This window comes from Paucimonas lemoignei (assembly GCF_004342585.1).
Taxonomy (GTDB): domain Bacteria; phylum Pseudomonadota; class Gammaproteobacteria; order Burkholderiales; family Burkholderiaceae_D; genus Paucimonas; species Paucimonas lemoignei.
In genome coordinates, this window is record NZ_SLZQ01000004.1 from 199363 (window position 1) to 214896 (window position 15534).

At 59.8% G+C, this 15534-nt stretch carries 11 protein-coding genes; 6 read left to right on the forward strand and 5 right to left on the reverse strand.

Annotation, left to right across the window (positions count from 1 at the left end; translation table 11 throughout):
* The first annotated feature begins 78 nt into the window (after positions 1-78).
* From EDC30_RS08260 to EDC30_RS08280, 5 genes are all read left to right on the forward strand, one after another.
* Entirely contained in the window at positions 79-399 is a 321-nt protein-coding gene (locus EDC30_RS08260) for a cupin domain-containing protein (protein ID WP_132258350.1), read from the forward strand.
* An 80-nt stretch (positions 400-479) separates the two neighbouring features.
* On the forward strand, positions 480-932 hold the full coding sequence (locus EDC30_RS08265) for a 2,4'-dihydroxyacetophenone dioxygenase family protein (protein ID WP_132258351.1): 453 nt from the start codon (positions 480-482) through the stop codon (positions 930-932).
* Positions 929-2056: a DUF748 domain-containing protein gene (locus EDC30_RS08270; RefSeq protein WP_132258352.1), complete on the forward strand. Its 1128-nt coding sequence runs from the start codon at positions 929-931 to the stop codon at positions 2054-2056. The genes EDC30_RS08265 and EDC30_RS08270 overlap by 4 nt, the downstream gene beginning before the upstream one ends.
* Positions 2057-2136: 80 nt before the next feature.
* Positions 2137-2769, forward strand: coding sequence for a type 1 glutamine amidotransferase domain-containing protein (locus EDC30_RS08275; RefSeq protein WP_132258353.1), 633 nt, complete (start codon positions 2137-2139; stop codon positions 2767-2769).
* A gap of 242 nt (positions 2770-3011) precedes the next feature.
* A complete protein-coding gene (locus EDC30_RS08280) occupies positions 3012-3365 on the forward strand; it encodes a DUF805 domain-containing protein (RefSeq protein ID WP_132258354.1) in 354 nt (117 codons plus the stop codon).
* Between the two features lie 98 nt (positions 3366-3463).
* Here EDC30_RS08280 and EDC30_RS08285 read toward each other — a convergent pair whose 3' ends face one another.
* From EDC30_RS08285 to EDC30_RS08295, 3 genes are all read right to left on the reverse strand, one after another.
* Positions 3464-5914: a sensor domain-containing protein gene (locus EDC30_RS08285; RefSeq protein ID WP_132258505.1), complete on the reverse strand. Its 2451-nt coding sequence runs from the start codon at positions 5912-5914 to the stop codon at positions 3464-3466.
* Positions 5915-6345: 431 nt separating this feature from the next.
* Positions 6346-6663, reverse strand: coding sequence for a hypothetical protein (locus tag EDC30_RS19590; RefSeq protein WP_207907240.1), 318 nt, complete (start codon positions 6661-6663; stop codon positions 6346-6348).
* A gap of 230 nt (positions 6664-6893) precedes the next feature.
* On the reverse strand, positions 6894-7856 hold the full coding sequence (locus EDC30_RS08295) for an NAD(P)H-dependent flavin oxidoreductase (RefSeq protein WP_132258355.1): 963 nt from the start codon (positions 7854-7856) through the stop codon (positions 6894-6896).
* Positions 7857-8007: 151 nt separating this feature from the next.
* On the opposite strand from EDC30_RS08295, the gene EDC30_RS08300 reads away from it, so the two are divergent.
* Positions 8008-10464: a GGDEF domain-containing protein gene (locus EDC30_RS08300; protein WP_132258356.1), complete on the forward strand. Its 2457-nt coding sequence runs from the start codon at positions 8008-8010 to the stop codon at positions 10462-10464.
* A 13-nt stretch (positions 10465-10477) separates the two neighbouring features.
* Here EDC30_RS08300 and EDC30_RS08305 read toward each other — a convergent pair whose 3' ends face one another.
* Both EDC30_RS08305 and EDC30_RS08310 read right to left on the reverse strand, forming a co-directional pair.
* Positions 10478-13051, reverse strand: coding sequence for a chemotaxis protein CheW (locus EDC30_RS08305; RefSeq protein ID WP_132258357.1), 2574 nt, complete (start codon positions 13049-13051; stop codon positions 10478-10480).
* A complete protein-coding gene (locus tag EDC30_RS08310) occupies positions 13044-15389 on the reverse strand; it encodes a putative bifunctional diguanylate cyclase/phosphodiesterase (RefSeq protein ID WP_132258358.1) in 2346 nt (781 codons plus the stop codon). The genes EDC30_RS08305 and EDC30_RS08310 overlap by 8 nt, the downstream gene beginning before the upstream one ends.
* Between the last annotated feature and the right edge of the window lie 145 nt (positions 15390-15534).

Below are 15534 nucleotides of genomic sequence, written 5' to 3' on the forward strand. Positions count from 1 at the left end.
GGAGTTCCCGCTTACCGCAATGCAGACTTGCGCGGCTTATACTTGCGCCTACGCGCTTTCCAAAAATGAATCTTGCCGATGAAACTTGCTAATCTCTTCGAAAATATTCCTCAGCAACTTCCCGAAGAAGTCGTGGAAATGCTGGCCGGCTCCGGGCAGGTGCGTATCGAACGTATCGTGTCGCATGGCCACTCCTCGCCTGCCGGCTATTGGTATGACCAGGACCAGCATGAGTGGGTGGTGCTGTTGAAGGGACAGGCAAGCCTGTCGATCGATGGCCGCGATGAACCGCTGCACCTGTCGCCGGGCGACTATGTGAATATCCCGGCGCATGTGCGCCATCGGGTCGAGTCGACCAGCACCAGTGAAGAGACGGTGTGGCTGGCCGTTTTCTATTAGCCGGCTTTGTGAGTGTACATCTACAAAAAGCGGCGGCTGCATGCGACAATCGCAGCCATTGTTTCAGCTGAGCAATCACTATGCAACGCGACACTCTGGTTCATTGCCATCCTGACGACCTTCCCTGGGTACCCTGGGCTTTGCCGGGCGCAGAGTTCAAGCTGCTGCATGCCGACCCGGATAGCGGCCGGTTCTCGCTGATGATCAGAATGGCGCCCGGCGTTGACGCGCCGAAGCATCGCCATGTCGGCGCGGTGGAAGGCTGCGTGCTGGCGGGCGGCTTTTACTACGATGACCAGCCGGATGTGTGGTTCGGGGCGGGCTGCTATCTGCTGGAGCGCGAAGGCGCCGAGCATAGGCCTGTAACACCGCAGGGCGCGGAAATGTTCGCGGTCTATCACGGCCCGGTGGAAGGTCTGGATGCGCAAGGCAATGTCACCGGCCGCATCGACTGCCGCTGGCACATGAAAGCCTGGCGACTGCGCATGGCACAGGCGCGCCGCCACAGCGAAAAACCCAAGGCCGGCACATGAGCGGCACGGGCGGCATGCGTCAAAGGCGGCTTGCTCGCTTCGCCGCCATTACCCTGGTGGTGCTGCTGGTGCTGGCGGGGGCTGGATTTTTCGGCTTGCGCTATGCCACCTCGCTCCTGAAATCCCAGGTCGAAGCGGCGCTCGGAGAAAATAGCCAGGTCGGCGCCATCCATGTCGGCTGGTCCGCCATCGAAGTGCAAGACTTGCGCATCCGCGCGCCGCGCGACTGGCCCGCTCAGGAAACCTTGCATGCCGCCCGCATCGTCATCGTGCCGGACTTGCGCGGCCTCCTATCGGACCGTTCGCATATCAAGATCCATAGCATCACCATCGACGATGCTTACCTGTCGGTGCTGCGCACCCGCAATGGCCGCTTGCGCCTCTTGCCCAGCCTGCTGGAAGCCAAAAAAGCGCCGGAAGAAAAAGGTGGCGGCAATGCCGTTGAGGTATCGATCGGCAAAATCGAATTGCGCGGCAGCCAGGTGGAATTTTATGACGCCAGCATCAAGCAGCCGGCGCACCGCATCCGCCTCGATGCCTTGCATGTCACGGCGGAGCAATTGAATGTGCCGAGCCTGAGCGGCCGCACCGAGGTACGGATTGATGGCATCGTGAAAGGCATAAAGCGCGACGGCAAACTGACCATCGTCGGCTGGCTGGAGATGACCAATAAAAATTCGAAACTGGACACCCGCCTGTCCGGTGTCGACTTATTGACGTTGCAGCCCTACCTCATCAAGGCAGCGGAGACGGGGGTCAAGCGCGGCACGCTCGACCTGCAATTGCAATCCACCGTGACCGCCAACCGCTTGCATGCGCCCGGCAAGATTACGCTGATTGATCTGGAATTGAGTGAAAAAGGCGGAGGTTTCGGCACCTTCATGGGCTTGCCGCGTCAGGCGGTCGTTGCCGGATTAAAGGACCGCAACAACCGCATCACGGTCCAATTCACGCTGGAAGGCAGACTCGACGATCCCCGCTTTTCACTCAACGAGAGCTTTGCCAAAACGATAGGTGCGGCGACCGCAGGCTTGCTTGGCATTAGCATCGAAGGCTTGGCAAAGCAATTAGGCAATGCGCCGCAATCCATCGGCTCGGCACTGAAGAATCTGTTTGGCAAGTAGCGTCGGCTATTGCCCAAAAGGCTTAGAACTTTCCACTTATGCATGACTCCATTGGTTTTGACCCGTATGGAGACAGCATCATGGATAGCACTCAAGATACCCAAGGGGCGCAAGACAATCTGCAGCAATTGGGCGGCCTCCGCGTAGCGGTACTCCTTACCGATGGCTTCGAGCAAGTCGAACTTACCGGCCCGCGCGAAGCACTGGAGCGAGCCGGCGCCAGCGTCAGCTTGATTTCGACGCATCTGGGGCAAGTACATGGCTTGCATCATGTCGACAAGGGCGATGCCTTTGATGTCGACCTGACCTTCGATGACGCCGAACCTGAGGATTTCGATGCCGTACTCTTGCCCGGTGGTGTCGTCAATGCCGACCAGATCCGCATTTCCCCGCAAGCCCAGCAATTCGTCCGCCGCATTCAGGATGAAGGCAAGATCATTGCCGTCATTTGCCACGGCGCCTGGCTGCTGGTATCGGCGGGACTGGTGAAAGGCCGCACGCTCACCAGCTGGCCGACGCTGCAAGACGATATCAACAATGCCGGCGGCCACTGGGTCAACCAGCAAGTCGCGGAAGACGGCAACTGGATCAGCAGCCGCCGTCCGGGCGACATTCCCGCTTTCAATGAAAAACTGGTCGAACGGCTGAGCGAACGCATCAACCTGAGTGCGCGCGGCACTTCGGATCAGTTGCGGCCCGGCGCGACCAGCTGACGCCTTAACGGCTGGCCAAGCCTGGAGACCGATAGCCGCATGGCCAGCCGTCCCGACTTGTTCCGCATGCATTGCGGCTCGCAGACAAAATCTGCACGGCTAGTCAAGTGCCAATTTCCGGTAATAGTTACAAGATCCGCCAGCCAAAAAACGCTACGATCCTGACATGGATCGGCGATGCGAGCTCAGGCGCGCCAGCGATCCACACTCACTCATCAGAATCAATCAGGGAGAAAAATAACATGACGTTTGTGGATGCGATCAAGACTTGCCTGTCGAAATATGCGGACTTCAATGGCCGTGCCTCACTGTCGGAATACTGGTGGTTTGTGCTGTTTATCGTTGCCGGCGGCTTTGCGATTTCCTTCGTCAGCGACTTGCTCGGCATGCTGTTTTCTCTCGCCACCCTGGTGCCGTCGATCGCGACGGCCGCACGTCGCCTGCACGATACCGACAAGAGCGGCTGGTTGCAGCTGATCGCGCTGATTCCCGTATTGGGATGGATCGCCGTCATTTACCTGCTGGTGCAACCGGCAAAAGAGCCGAACCGCTTTGGCATGGCGCCGGAATTGACGCCCTTTAACAGCACCAACTGAACTGAGGATTACCGTCTTCCTGGACTTGTCTCGTGGGGCGCCTGGCGGCGCTTCGTTTTTATGCCGCCGGCTTTTTTCCGCGCCCCGCTCTGCTGCACCTATTGCAGGAAACGCGCCAATTCCGCCGGCCGCACCGCCTGCGTGACATAGTGCCCCTGGAATTCATCACATCCCTGTTCCCGCAAAAAATCCAACTGCGCCATCGTTTCCACGCCTTCGGCAATCACCTTCAGCTTTAAACTCTTTGCCATGATCAGGATGGCGCGAATGATGGCGGCATCATTGACATCGTCAGCCAGATCGCGCACGAAGGATTGGTCGATCTTGAGCTTGTCGACGGGGAAGTGCTTCAGGTAACTGAGGCTCGAGTAGCCCGTGCCAAAATCATCGACCGCCAGCGCCACGCCCATGTCACGCAAGGCGCGCATGGTAGCCATCGTACTGCTGGATGCATCCAGCAATACGCTTTCCGTAATTTCAAGTTCCAGGTAACGGGGTGGCAAGCCGGTTTGCTCCAGCGTCTTGCGCACCTTTTGCAAAAAGTCCTTTTGCCGGAACTGGATGACCGACAGGTTGACGCCAACCCGCATGGGCTTGCCCTCGTCATACCAGGCTTTCGCCTGCCGGCACGCATTCTGCAAGACCCAGTCGCCGATCGGGACGATCAATCCGGATGCTTCGGCGGCATGCAAGAACCGCGCGGGCGCCAATAAGCCAGCCTCGGGATGCTGCCAGCGCAGCAGGGCTTCCACGCCGATGATCCGGCCGGAACCGATGTCCAGCTCCGGCTGGTATTCCAGCACGAGTTGGTTCTGATCCAGCGCCACGCGCAACTCGTGCTCCAGCGTCAGCCGCTCGACCATGCGCACATTCATGTCGTGATCAAAAAACTGGTAATTGTTGCGGCCGCTTTCCTTGGCATGGTACATCGCCGTGTCGGCATTCTTGATCAGGGTATCGACGTCGTTGCCGTCGTCCGGATACATGCTGATGCCGACACAGGTGGTGATGGTCAGGGTATGGCTTTCGATATAAAAGGGCATCCCGGTGGCGTGCAGGATATTGCCGGCGATATGCGCCACCTGTCCGCTATCGCCGATATTCGACAGCATGACGACGAATTCATCGCCGCCCTGGCGGCTGACGGTGTCGTTACTGCGCACGCACTTCTTCAGCCGCTCCGCGAGCGCCTGCAAGAGGTTGTCGCCGATATGGTGGCCGAGCGAATCGTTGATATTCTTGAAGCGGTCCAGATCCAGAAACAGCACCGCGAGCTTGCCGCGATTGCGCCGCGCGGAAGCGATGGCTTGATGCATCCGGTCCAGCAGCAAGACGCGGTTGGGCAAGCCCGTCAGGAAGTCATGCTCGCTCAGGTGGCGTATGCGCTCTTCGGCAGCCTTGCGTTCCGAGATATCGGAAAAGATGACGATGTAGTTGACGATGCGCTGGTCGCTGCTGCGCACTGCCGATACCGAAGCCCATGCAGGAAAGCTTTCGCCATTGCGGCGGCGTCCCCAGATTTCGCCTTGCCAGTGGCCGTGGCGCTGCACGGTTTCCTTGATGCGTTCATAAAAATCCGGCTCATGCACGTCCGAGCGCAATATATCCCTGCCGCCGCCGGCAATGTCCTGCTCCTGCAATCCGGTCAGCTCGGTGAATGCCGCATTCACGCGCATCATGCACCACTTCGCATCGAGGATGGCGATCCCTTCGCGGCTGCCTTCGAATACCTGGGCCGAGAGCCGTAATTCATGCTCCGCGCGCTTGCGGTCGGTGATATCGCGCACGATGGCATACATGAAGGCATCGCTGCTGCCATCCAGCACCGTCAATGTCACCTCGCCCCAGAATGTGCGCTTATCCAGGGTGCAGTACTGCCATTCGAAGCGGTGGCTGCCATGCTTGAGCGCAATGGCATGCATTTCTTCCATCTTCTCTTGCGACAGGCGGCCGTCAGGCTGGTACTTCGGCGAGATCTGGTAGGGGACCGCCCCCTTCAGGCCGTTGGTATCCTGACCATAGCCGAACAGGCGTAGCGCCGCCGGATTGAATTCCTGGATCTGCCCTTCGCGCATCATGATGATGGCATCCGCCGACTTGGTGAACAATTCGCGGATGCGGCTTTCCTTGTCCAGCAAGTCACGTTCGCGCTGCTTGCGCTCGGTGATATCGATATCGATGCAATAGATGCCTGTGGTCTGCTCACCTTCTCTTATCGGGAACATCGTGGAGCACACCCATACATGGCCGCCCGCAGGCGTAGCGACTTGCATATCGCGCGGCACGGCCGGCTTGCCAGCCTGCCATATGCGCGCCACCTCGTCCTCCCACCCCGGGTGATGGCGGCACGATACCAGGACGTCGCGGATATGCCGGCCAAGCGCCTCGCTGCGCGAGATGCCATACAGCTTTTCGCTGACATCATTCCAGACACGGATGATGCCGTCGCGGTCGAAACCCTGCACGGCGACAAGGGGCACCTGGTCGATCGCCTGTGCGAAACGGGTCAGGGCCTCGATCGAATTTGCCTTCTCGTCGCCAGCAAACATAGCCACTCATCCATGCCAAATAACGCACTCTTATCGAAAAACGGACCTGGCGCTGCCTTGGCAACAGCCATCGCTTCCCGCCCTTTCCTGAGAAAGGCTCCCAAATATCCAGTTGACGCAATCAAGGTCGAATCCGACCAACAGTTGGTATGTGACTTAAGGTATGCAGCGCCATCTTTGCACCACGAGGCAATGACCTCTCTTTCCAGCATTCGGCTGGAATGAATAAGGAGCATACGGGCTGATTGGCGCGAATGAAATATCAGGCAACCAAAGATCGCAAACGTTTTTTAATTATTCGTTATATTTTTGAGAACGATTAACGTTATTTCTGGGATGCACCTTGCCGGCAGGATCAAGGTGCAAGGGCGAGGAGTCAGACAGCGCGGCGGGAGGACGTCAGGCAACGCCTCCCGCTGCTTCAGGCAGGGTTACTTCTTCTCTTTCGGCCGGCCATCCGGCAACTTTTCGGCATTCGGGTCGCGTGTGCGGGCAGGGTCCGGCGGACTGGGTTCGGTTTGATTGAAGCGCGCGCGGGTCGCTTCATCGACACCCAACACGCCACGCAGATCCGTATCGACCAATCCATTTTCCAGGTCTTCAAAGGCTTGCTGGATATCTTCCCGCGGTTCGCCGATATCCTGGCTGTCGAAGGATTCATCGCGTTCGTGCGGCAAACGGGGAGCCGCGCCCGGCGCGGTCGGCGGCCCGGTCTTGATTTGGCGTTGTTTCAGAGGAGGTTGAGCCATAGTCATCACCACAAAGGAATTGGCAAAACCAGCTTTCATGCAATGCTCATACCACCCAGACTTATGCCCCTGCCGCATGAAACAGCTTGCATCTGCGGCCATCTTTGCCGAAAAATGAAGTCGCGCACGGCCTTTGTCAGTAGGAATTACAAAGCCATGTAAAGATTACCGGAGGAATGACTGGACTTCGCATAAAAGGCAATTGATAGCGAGCGCCTGATAGCCAGCCGCTACACCTGCAGCCGCGCCCTGGCAGCGCGATATTCTTGCTCCAGCCTTGCCACCACGTCGGCGACGGCCGGCGCGTCATCGATCAAGCCCACGCCCTGTCCCGCACCCCAGATATCGCGCCAGGCTTTGGCAGCGTTATTGCCACCGGAACTGAAATTCATTTTGGATTTGTCTGCCTGCGGCAAATTATCCGGATCGAGACCGGCGGCTTGAATCGATGTCTTCAGGTAGTTGCCGTGCACGCCGGTAAACAAATTGGTATAGACGATATCGGCGGCGCTGGAATCGAGGATAGCCTGGCGATAGGCTTCGCTGATATTGGCTTCCTTCGTCGCCAGCCAGCGCGAGCCGATATAGGCGAAATCCGCGCCCATGGCTTGCGCCGCCAGGATGGCATCACCCGTGGCAATCGCGCCCGACAAGGCAAGCGGCCCGGAAAAGAATTTTCGCACTTCTCCCACCAGGGCAAACGGCGACAGGGTGCCGGCATGGCCACCGGCGCCGGCGGCGACCAGCACCAGGCCATCGACGCCGGCTTCCAGCGCCTTTTGCGCATGCCGGATCGAGATCACGTCGTGCAGCACGATGCCGCCATAGCCATGGATCGCCGCCAGCATGTCCGGCGGCGGTGCGCGCAGGCTGGAAATGATGATCGGCACGCGGTGGCGCACGCAGACTTCGACATCCTGCGCCAGCCGTTCGTTGGACTGGTGCACGATCTGGTTGACCGCAATCGGCCCTATCACGGCGTGCGGATGCGCGGCGAGATAGGCCGCCAGTTCCGTCTGCATTTCATGCAGCCAGGTGTCGAGTAACTCCGCCGGGCGCGCGTTGAGCGCAGGGAAGGCGCCTACCAGGCCAGCCTTGCATTGCGCCAGCACCAGCTGCGGGCCACTGGCAATGAACATCGGCGAACAGATCACCGGCAAACGCAGGTTTTGCAAAACGGCGGGCAATGCCATACAAGCTCCTCAAGCGCAATTGCGAACTGCTTGATTATGCGTCAAAAAGAACGGTCGTTCCTAAATTCAGGATAAAACCGGTGATTTGTCGCATTTTCAGCGCGAAATCGTATGCTACGATCAGTCACCATACTGAGACACAGTCGCATTAATGAAAAAAACGCCCTGGCAAGCGCACCAAAGCATCGGGTTGCTCGTTGCGCTTTTCGGCGCCATCCTGGTGTTTCGCTGGATATTGAACGATGCAACGATCACCCGCCTGATTCCGGGTGCGGCAGCGATGGAATTGAATGCGCCATTGCTGTTGCTGACCGCGGGCATTTGCTGCGTTTTTTATCCCGAGCGCGACCACTATGCCGCGCCGCTCAAGATACTCTTGCGCCTGTGTGGCTGGCTAGTGCTCATTCTGCCGCTGCTGCAGCTGCTTCAGCATCTGTTCGGCATCAATTTGGGCATCAATTTTGTTAGGCTGCCAGTCGTGCCGACCGAAGGCAGGCCGCATCCGGGCCGGCTATCCCCGCAAGCCGCGCTGGCCTTCCTGAGTGTTGGCAGCGCCCTGTTCCTCCTGCGGCGCAAGCGGGACGACATCCGTTACTACCGCATCGTGCTGACGCTGATCCTGGTGCCGATGCTGATCGGCTTAACCGGGCTGGCCGGCCATTTCCTGCAGCTGGAAACCTTCTACCACCTGCCGAAATATAACCAGATGACCGTGCCGACGGCGCTCGGCATCAGCCTGCTGAGCTACGGCGTGTGGCTGCTGCAGCAAAGCATCCTGAGCCACCATCAATTGAAGACGCGCCAGTACTGGGAGCGCGCAACCCGCCGTGCCATTGCGACGCTCGTCATTGTCGCGCTGGCAGGAGGCATTGCGGGTTTTGCCGTCATGCGGGATGCCTTCGAGGATGCGCTGGCAGAGAGCATTCGGCTGAGCGTCACGTCCAATGTGGCTGCGCTTGGCAATATGCTGGAAAACAAGCTGGCATTGCATCGCACGATTGGTGCCAATCCAGGCCTTCGCCGCAACCTGATCCAGCTGCAAAAGCAGCCGCATGACAAGGCTGCGCGCGCCTCCGTGGCGGAACATATCGCTTACCTGTCCGCGGTCGGCCTGGACGGCGTGCGACTGTACGATGCCGGCGGCCGGCTGGTTGCCGCCGCGGGTGGGGCCATGCTGCATGACCAAGCAGCGCTGGCCCATCGCCTGAGTCGCGCCGAGCAGACTGCCTACCTGGTGTGGCAGGATGGCTACCTGCTGCACACGGAAAACAAGTTGATCGCAGAGGGCCACACAGTCGGCACCATCGTGGTCGAACAACGCTTGCCGGATTTCGACAAGTTGCTCCATGACCTGCAGGTCAGCCATGCTTCTGCCGATGCCTTGCTGTGCAGCCGCGATAACAACGCGGCGATATGCGCGCCAAGCCGACTCACCGATGCGGTTACCAGCATGCCGCTTCCCGGCCCGCCGGGCATCGCGACGCCGATCGAGCTGGCGTTGCTGGGCCAGAGCGGCATCGTGACCACCCGGGATGCGCGCCAGAACAGAATCTTTGCCGCCTACGCGCCATTGCAGGAATTCGGCCTCGGGCTGGTGATAACGATGGATCTCGAAACGCTGTACGCGCCGCTCAGGCAAAAAATCCAGCTGCTCGCAGCAGCGCTGATCATATTGGTGGCATTCGGCACCCTGACCCTGCGCCTGGCGGTGCGTCCTCTCCTGCAACGCCTGTCGGACAGCCAGCGGCGCCTGCGCGCCATTACCGACAATGTGCCGGTATTGATCACCTATATCGATCCGGAATACAAGATCGGCTTTTGCAATCACACCTTTGAGGAATGGTTTGGCACGCCGGCCAGCGACGTACTCGGCAAGCCCGTGAACGCCGCCATCGGCCCATTTAATTTCGCCCAACGCGAGAAATACATGGAACGGGCACTTGCCGGAGAAAGGGTGGAATTCGAGGTGAGCTCGGACACCAATGGCGTCAGGCGCCACTTGCAGAATACTTACGTGCCCGACATCACGAGCGACGGCACGGTGGCCGGCATTTACACCTTGTCCATGGATATAACTGCCGCAAAGGACGTGCAGCAGCGATTACAGCAAATGGCGCGCTTCGATGCGCTGACCGGCTTGCCGAACCGCTATCTCATGAACGAGAAGCTGCATGAAGCCATCATGCGGTGTCATCGGTCGGGCGAGCCGATGGCGATCATGTTCCTGGATGTCGACCATTTCAAGCTGATCAACGATAGCCTTGGCCATGCCGGCGGTGACGAGGTGCTCAAGGAGTTCGGGCGACGCCTGAAGGCGAGCGTGCGGCAAACCGATACGGCGTGCCGGCTGGCGGGCGATGAATTCGTGATCATCTTTGAAAAGATCGGCAGCCCGGATGCTGCCGAAACTATCGCCAGCAAAATCATTGCCAATGTCGAGGCGCCCTTCGCAGTAGAAGGCCATCCCGTGCAGATCGGCACCAGTATCGGCATTGCCTATTGTCAGAATCCGCCCCAGTCGCCGGCATCCCTGATCAGCCAGGCTGACCAGGCGCTCTACGAAGCCAAGGAAGCCGGCCGCGGCACGTACCGCCTGGTGTGCTGCTGAGGCCTCAATCGCATCATGCCGCCAGGCGCATCTCGAACACCGCCGCGGCATCGGGCAGCAAGGGCGCATTCGGCGCCAGCGGGTCGCTCAGCACGGCGAACAGGTAATCGATATTGATTACCTGGATCAGCAGGTCGCCGCCATTGGCCTTGATCACCTGGGTGATCAGCATACCGCCCGCGCCATTGGCCAGGGGAGTCGCGACGATTTGCGCGGCCTCGAACTCGGGCACGCCGTGCAAGTCTTCCACCAGCAGCCCGATCATCTGGTCGCCATGCTTCACGATGATGACCTGACTGGCGGCTTCCATTGGCGAAGGCGTGCCGCGCATCAGGTGGCCGAGATCGTAGACCCAGGCATAGCGCTTTTCTTCCCCTTGCTGTTCCAGCGAAATGATGCCGACCCGTTCGCTGCGGCCGCCGATCGACACGCGCGAGATGCGCTGCACCGGCAAGGCTTGCTGTGCATGTTCGGCGTCGATGGCGAACATGGCGCCGTTGACGAAGAAGGTGGCAAATTCATGGCCGCCGCTGCCGGCGTCGACAATGGCCTCCTGCCTGCTCTTTGCCGCGATCTGGCGCACTTGGCCAAAATAGGTGAACACCACTGCCAGCACATCATCGACATAGCCATCCGTCTTCTTGAATTCCCGGTAGCCGCTGGATACCGTGCAGCCCATCACGGCATAGTGGCCATCGTGCTCGACGATGCGCGAAGCGCCGCTGCCGTTGGGAAGTTTGAGCAAGCCCGGATCGATTTCCAGCATGCTGCCGACCGGACGCGCCGGATCGGTGCTGGAAATGATGCGCCCCTGCCGATCGATGTAAAAGGCATGGGCTGCCTCCTTGCCTGCCAGGCAGCTTTGCAGCATGGCGGAAAATTCGATCGTGCTGTCGAACACGAGGCCGATGCCGCCCACCACCATGCCGTCATGGTGCGGATCGCGGATGGCGGCATGATAGATGTACGTCGGTGCGCCGTCATACAACTGGCTGGAGGAAAATGCGCTGACATGGTAATTCTGCTCGCCGCGCAGGGCTGTCACCTGCGCCAGCGTTTCGGCGTCGAGCATCGTGCCGACGATTGAAGCATCTCCTTCGCCGTCGCGGCTGCTGGCGATAATCACGCCGTCGCGGTCATACACGAAAATGCGTGTGTAGACGGTGTAAAGCCGGTTGATGTAATCCAGGATGGCGGTGATCTGCTGCGTCGACTCCAGATCGAGTTCCTGCTCCGCCAGGCGCAGGCGCAATTCCGGCGTCAGCGCCCACCAGCGGCAATCGTCCGAGCGTTCATACAGGTTGCGGTCCAATAGGTCGACCAGCAAGTGCGAAACGAATTCGGCGTCATTGAGGTTCGAGCCGATGACGGTCTGGTACAAATCCCGAATCGATTGCGAAAACAGTTCATTGCTGCGGCTGCCGGTTTCGCCGATCTGCTCGAGGATCGTCTTGAGCTTTTGCAGTTCGCCGTGCTGGCCGGCGGTCATGACCTGGCCATTCCAGACCACGCGCCGGATAGTGTCGGCCGCCGTCATGATCTCGAACAGTGGCGGACAGAACGAGCGCGCATGACTCAGCAAGCCTTCCGCGCTGTCGGCGCCGAGATCGTCCAGCGCATGACTAGCCTCGCCGGTAAACGCCACCTCGACCGGTATCATCACCTGGCCCTGCCATCCCGGCGGCCCCATGTAACCCTGATAACCGGCGGCGGAAAATGTCCGCACCAGATATTCGCGGCCGCCATAGACCATCAGGCGCGAACTGCCGTCGCGGTTGACCGGCACCACCGCACCGACATCGATCCAGCTACGGTCGGCGCTGGCAATCACCCGGTTGCCGCCATCCAAGAGCAGCATGTTGAAACGGTCTTCCTCTTCACGCAGCGAACGGAAGATGCCGGCCATTTCTTCTTCGAAGTTGAAGCACAGGCAAAGCACGCCGACCACTTCGCCTGTCTGCGGATGCAGCATGCGCTGCGAATAAATCAGCGCCTGCTTCTTGCTCGGACGCAGATCCGTGGCGCGGAAAGTCTGCACATAGCCGGCAGTGCGGAGCGACTGCGCAATCAGCGGATCGACGCTGCCTTCGACCGGACTTTCCTCATCGATCTGCACCAGCACATTGCCCTTCGTATCGAGCAGCAGGATTTCGTCGTAGACCGTGTACTTGTTACGATAGGCGCGCAAACGGTAGCGAATGGCAGCGACATCGTCGGTGTCGCCGGCGACGAATTCGCAGAGCTTGCGGTCCGTCGCCAGGAAGCCGACGTCGGCCGTGCGCTCGTACAGGTTGCGCACCACGATATCGATGACATACTGCGCCTTGGCGCCGATCTTGGCCAGCACGGTCGCCACTTTCTCGCGCACCAGGCTGGTCACGAGCTCCTGCTCCAGGCGATTGAAGCCCTCGCGGGTCGCGGCCATGGTCGGCAGGATCGCCTTAGCCTCGTTCGGACAATTCATTTTCGCCGAGGCCTCGATCATGCGCCACATCAGGTTCAGCTCATGCAGCGACTGCTCGCAACGGGTCACGTCGCGCATATAAGGGAGAAAGTTATCGATCTGCAAGGGCGTGCTCTTATCCATGATGCGATCTCGATGCTAATAAATTGTGTATGGCGGCATGGCTGCCGATCAGCTCATTCAAGGGCAGCGGCTTGCTCAGCAGGTAGCCTTGCAGGTAGGTGCAGCCGAACTGGGTCAGATACAGCAGTTGCGCATCGTTTTCGATGCCTTCGGCCACCACGTCGAGCTTCATATGCCGTCCCAGGTCGAGGATGGAGCGCACGATGGCGCCGTCACCACGGTCGTCCGGCAGGCCGGCGACGAACAAGCGGTCGATCTTCATTGAAGTAATGGGCAGTTTTTTGAGGCGCGACAGCGAGGAATGGCCGATGCCGAAATCATCCAGGCTGATCTGGAAACCCAGCTGCCGCAGCATTTGCATGACCGGCACGACTTTTTCCGGCTGCTTCATGACCATGCCTTCGGTCAGCTCCAGGCAGACATGGCGCGAGGCGATGCCGCTGGCGGCCACGACGTCGGCGAGCTCATACGGCAACCGCAGATTGATGAATTCCGGCGCCGCCATGTTGACGTTGACGCGCAGTTCGGGAAAACCGGCGCGGTGCATGACGCCCAGATCGCGGCAAGCCTGGCGCACGACCCAGCGGCCGATCTGTACAATCAAGCGGCTCTTTTCGGCAATCGGAATAAAGCTCCCCGGCAGCACCAGCTCGCCGCCCGGCTTGCGCCAGCGCAGCAAGGCTTCCACGGCGACGATCCGGTTGCCATAAAAGTCGAACACCGGCTGGTATTCGAGGAAGAATTCATTCTGCGCCAGCGCCCGATGCAGTTCCGCTTCCATGGTCAATTGCTGCGCCAGCGAAGTCTGTTGCTGGGCGATCAGGCGCGTGCCGCTCTCGGAGCAGAAACAATAGGCGTTGCGCCCGGCCTTCTTGCTGCGATACATGGCTTCATCCGCGCTGCGCAACAGTTCCTGCGGGGTCCAACCATTCTCGCCGAATACGCTGATGCCGACGCTGGCGGATACTTTCAACTCCTGGCCTTCGAATAGCGATGGCGTGCCAGCGGCATGCAGCACGTGTTCCGCCAGGTCCGACAAGGAAGCATTCACCGCCGCGCCGTCGGCACTATCCAGGGGCGCCAGAATGGCAAACTCATCGCCGCCCAGCCTGCCGATGCGCACGCCTTTTCGGGCCAGCGGCTGCAGGCGCCTGGCAAAGTCGCGCAACACCAGATTGCCCGCATCATGGCCGAAGGCATCGTTGATCGGCTTGAAGCGATCCAGGTCGATATACAGCAGGCCGAACAGCTTGCCGGTACGGCCTGCCTCCTCGCTCATTTCGCCGAGGAGCTGATGGAAATAACTGCGGTTGGCGAGTCCGGTGAGGTCATCCGTCTGCGCCAGCTGGCGCATCAAGTCTTGCTGCTCCATGCGCTGCACCGCCTGGGCGATCAGGCCGCCGATGACCGCCGACAGGTTGGGCAATTGGGCATCGTGCTGGCGGGTCAGCGTGCTGAAGAACTCCAGCACGCCGACATTGTGCCGCTGGCCGTCCGCCGCGACATAGGAAACCGGAAAGGCATAGCCTGACTCCAGCCCGCATTCGCGCGCCGCGTCGCGCCGCAGGAAGCTGTGGTCGCTTTTCATGTCCTCGATCCAGCCTGCCTGCCCGGTGCTCCAGACATGGCCGACGAAGCCTTCGCTGGGCGCCATCCGTACGCGCGCACTCGCGTTGTCGAATTCTGCCAGCGCATAGTCGGAGTGGCTCCAGTGGTACTGGCAAACCAGTTGCGCCGACTCGTACGGCCCTTGCTGGATCTTGCGCATTTGCCAATAGGCTCCCCACTCCCAGCCGAGGTTTTCGCATACCAGCTGGATTACCTTCGGCACCGCCTCATCCAGCGAATCGGCGCCGACCAGCGACTGCGTCATGGCATAGCTGAAGCGTTCGCGCATTTCCACGTGCTTGGCCGCAGTAACATCCACCACGACGCCGGCATGCATGCCCGGCGTTGCGCCTGCCGCCGGCACCGATTGCATCCGCAGCCAGCGCAAGCCGCGCGTCCCCTGCAGCACGCGGAACTGGTAATCGATCAGCACGCCCGGCAGCTTGGCTTGCATGAGTGCCGTGGTGAGCTGGAGCATGTCTTCGGGCACGACATTGGTAAAACACTCTTCCAGCGACCTGTGCAGGCCGGGATCGACTTCGAGGAATTGCGCCGCGCCATGCGACAGGATGAGTTGTTCCTCGCGCAGATCAAACCACCAGCGACCAAAGCCGGCAACGGTTTCCATGGCATCCGGATAGGCGAGCTCGGCCAGCACGGGTACGGCAGCATGCGGGACTGAAGCCGAAGTCGGCACCAGGGCTTGTAGCGGCGGCAGTTTGGAATTCATGGCGGTCTATTGCTTGATGTTTTGTATCCATAAAGCAACATTCGGGCCATCCCGAACACAACAAGCCTCACCAAAATGGAACATCAATGGAAAGCGTGCCTGCCCTTTCCTGAACAGGCAAAAACACACTGCACAAGCACGCACC

Bases quoted from the DNA above. Each gene is read 5' to 3' on its own strand.
- EDC30_RS08295 (WP_132258355.1), bottom strand. From the start codon at position 7,856: ATGGCATTGCCCGCCGTTTTGCAAAACCTGCGTTTGCCGGTGATCTGT.
- EDC30_RS08285 (WP_132258505.1), bottom strand. From the start codon at position 5,914: ATGTTTGCTGGCGACGAGAAGGCAAATTCGATCGAGGCCCTGACCCGT.
- EDC30_RS08275 (WP_132258353.1), top strand. From the start codon at position 2,137: ATGGATAGCACTCAAGATACCCAAGGGGCGCAAGACAATCTGCAGCAA.
- EDC30_RS08260 (WP_132258350.1), top strand. From the start codon at position 79: ATGAAACTTGCTAATCTCTTCGAAAATATTCCTCAGCAACTTCCCGAA.
- EDC30_RS08265 (WP_132258351.1), top strand. From the start codon at position 480: ATGCAACGCGACACTCTGGTTCATTGCCATCCTGACGACCTTCCCTGG.
- EDC30_RS08305 (WP_132258357.1), bottom strand. From the start codon at position 13,051: ATGGATAAGAGCACGCCCTTGCAGATCGATAACTTTCTCCCTTATATG.
- EDC30_RS08270 (WP_132258352.1), top strand. From the start codon at position 929: ATGAGCGGCACGGGCGGCATGCGTCAAAGGCGGCTTGCTCGCTTCGCC.
- EDC30_RS08310 (WP_132258358.1), bottom strand. From the start codon at position 15,389: ATGAATTCCAAACTGCCGCCGCTACAAGCCCTGGTGCCGACTTCGGCT.
- EDC30_RS08280 (WP_132258354.1), top strand. From the start codon at position 3,012: ATGACGTTTGTGGATGCGATCAAGACTTGCCTGTCGAAATATGCGGAC.
- EDC30_RS08300 (WP_132258356.1), top strand. From the start codon at position 8,008: ATGAAAAAAACGCCCTGGCAAGCGCACCAAAGCATCGGGTTGCTCGTT.
- EDC30_RS19590 (WP_207907240.1), bottom strand. From the start codon at position 6,663: ATGGCTCAACCTCCTCTGAAACAACGCCAAATCAAGACCGGGCCGCCG.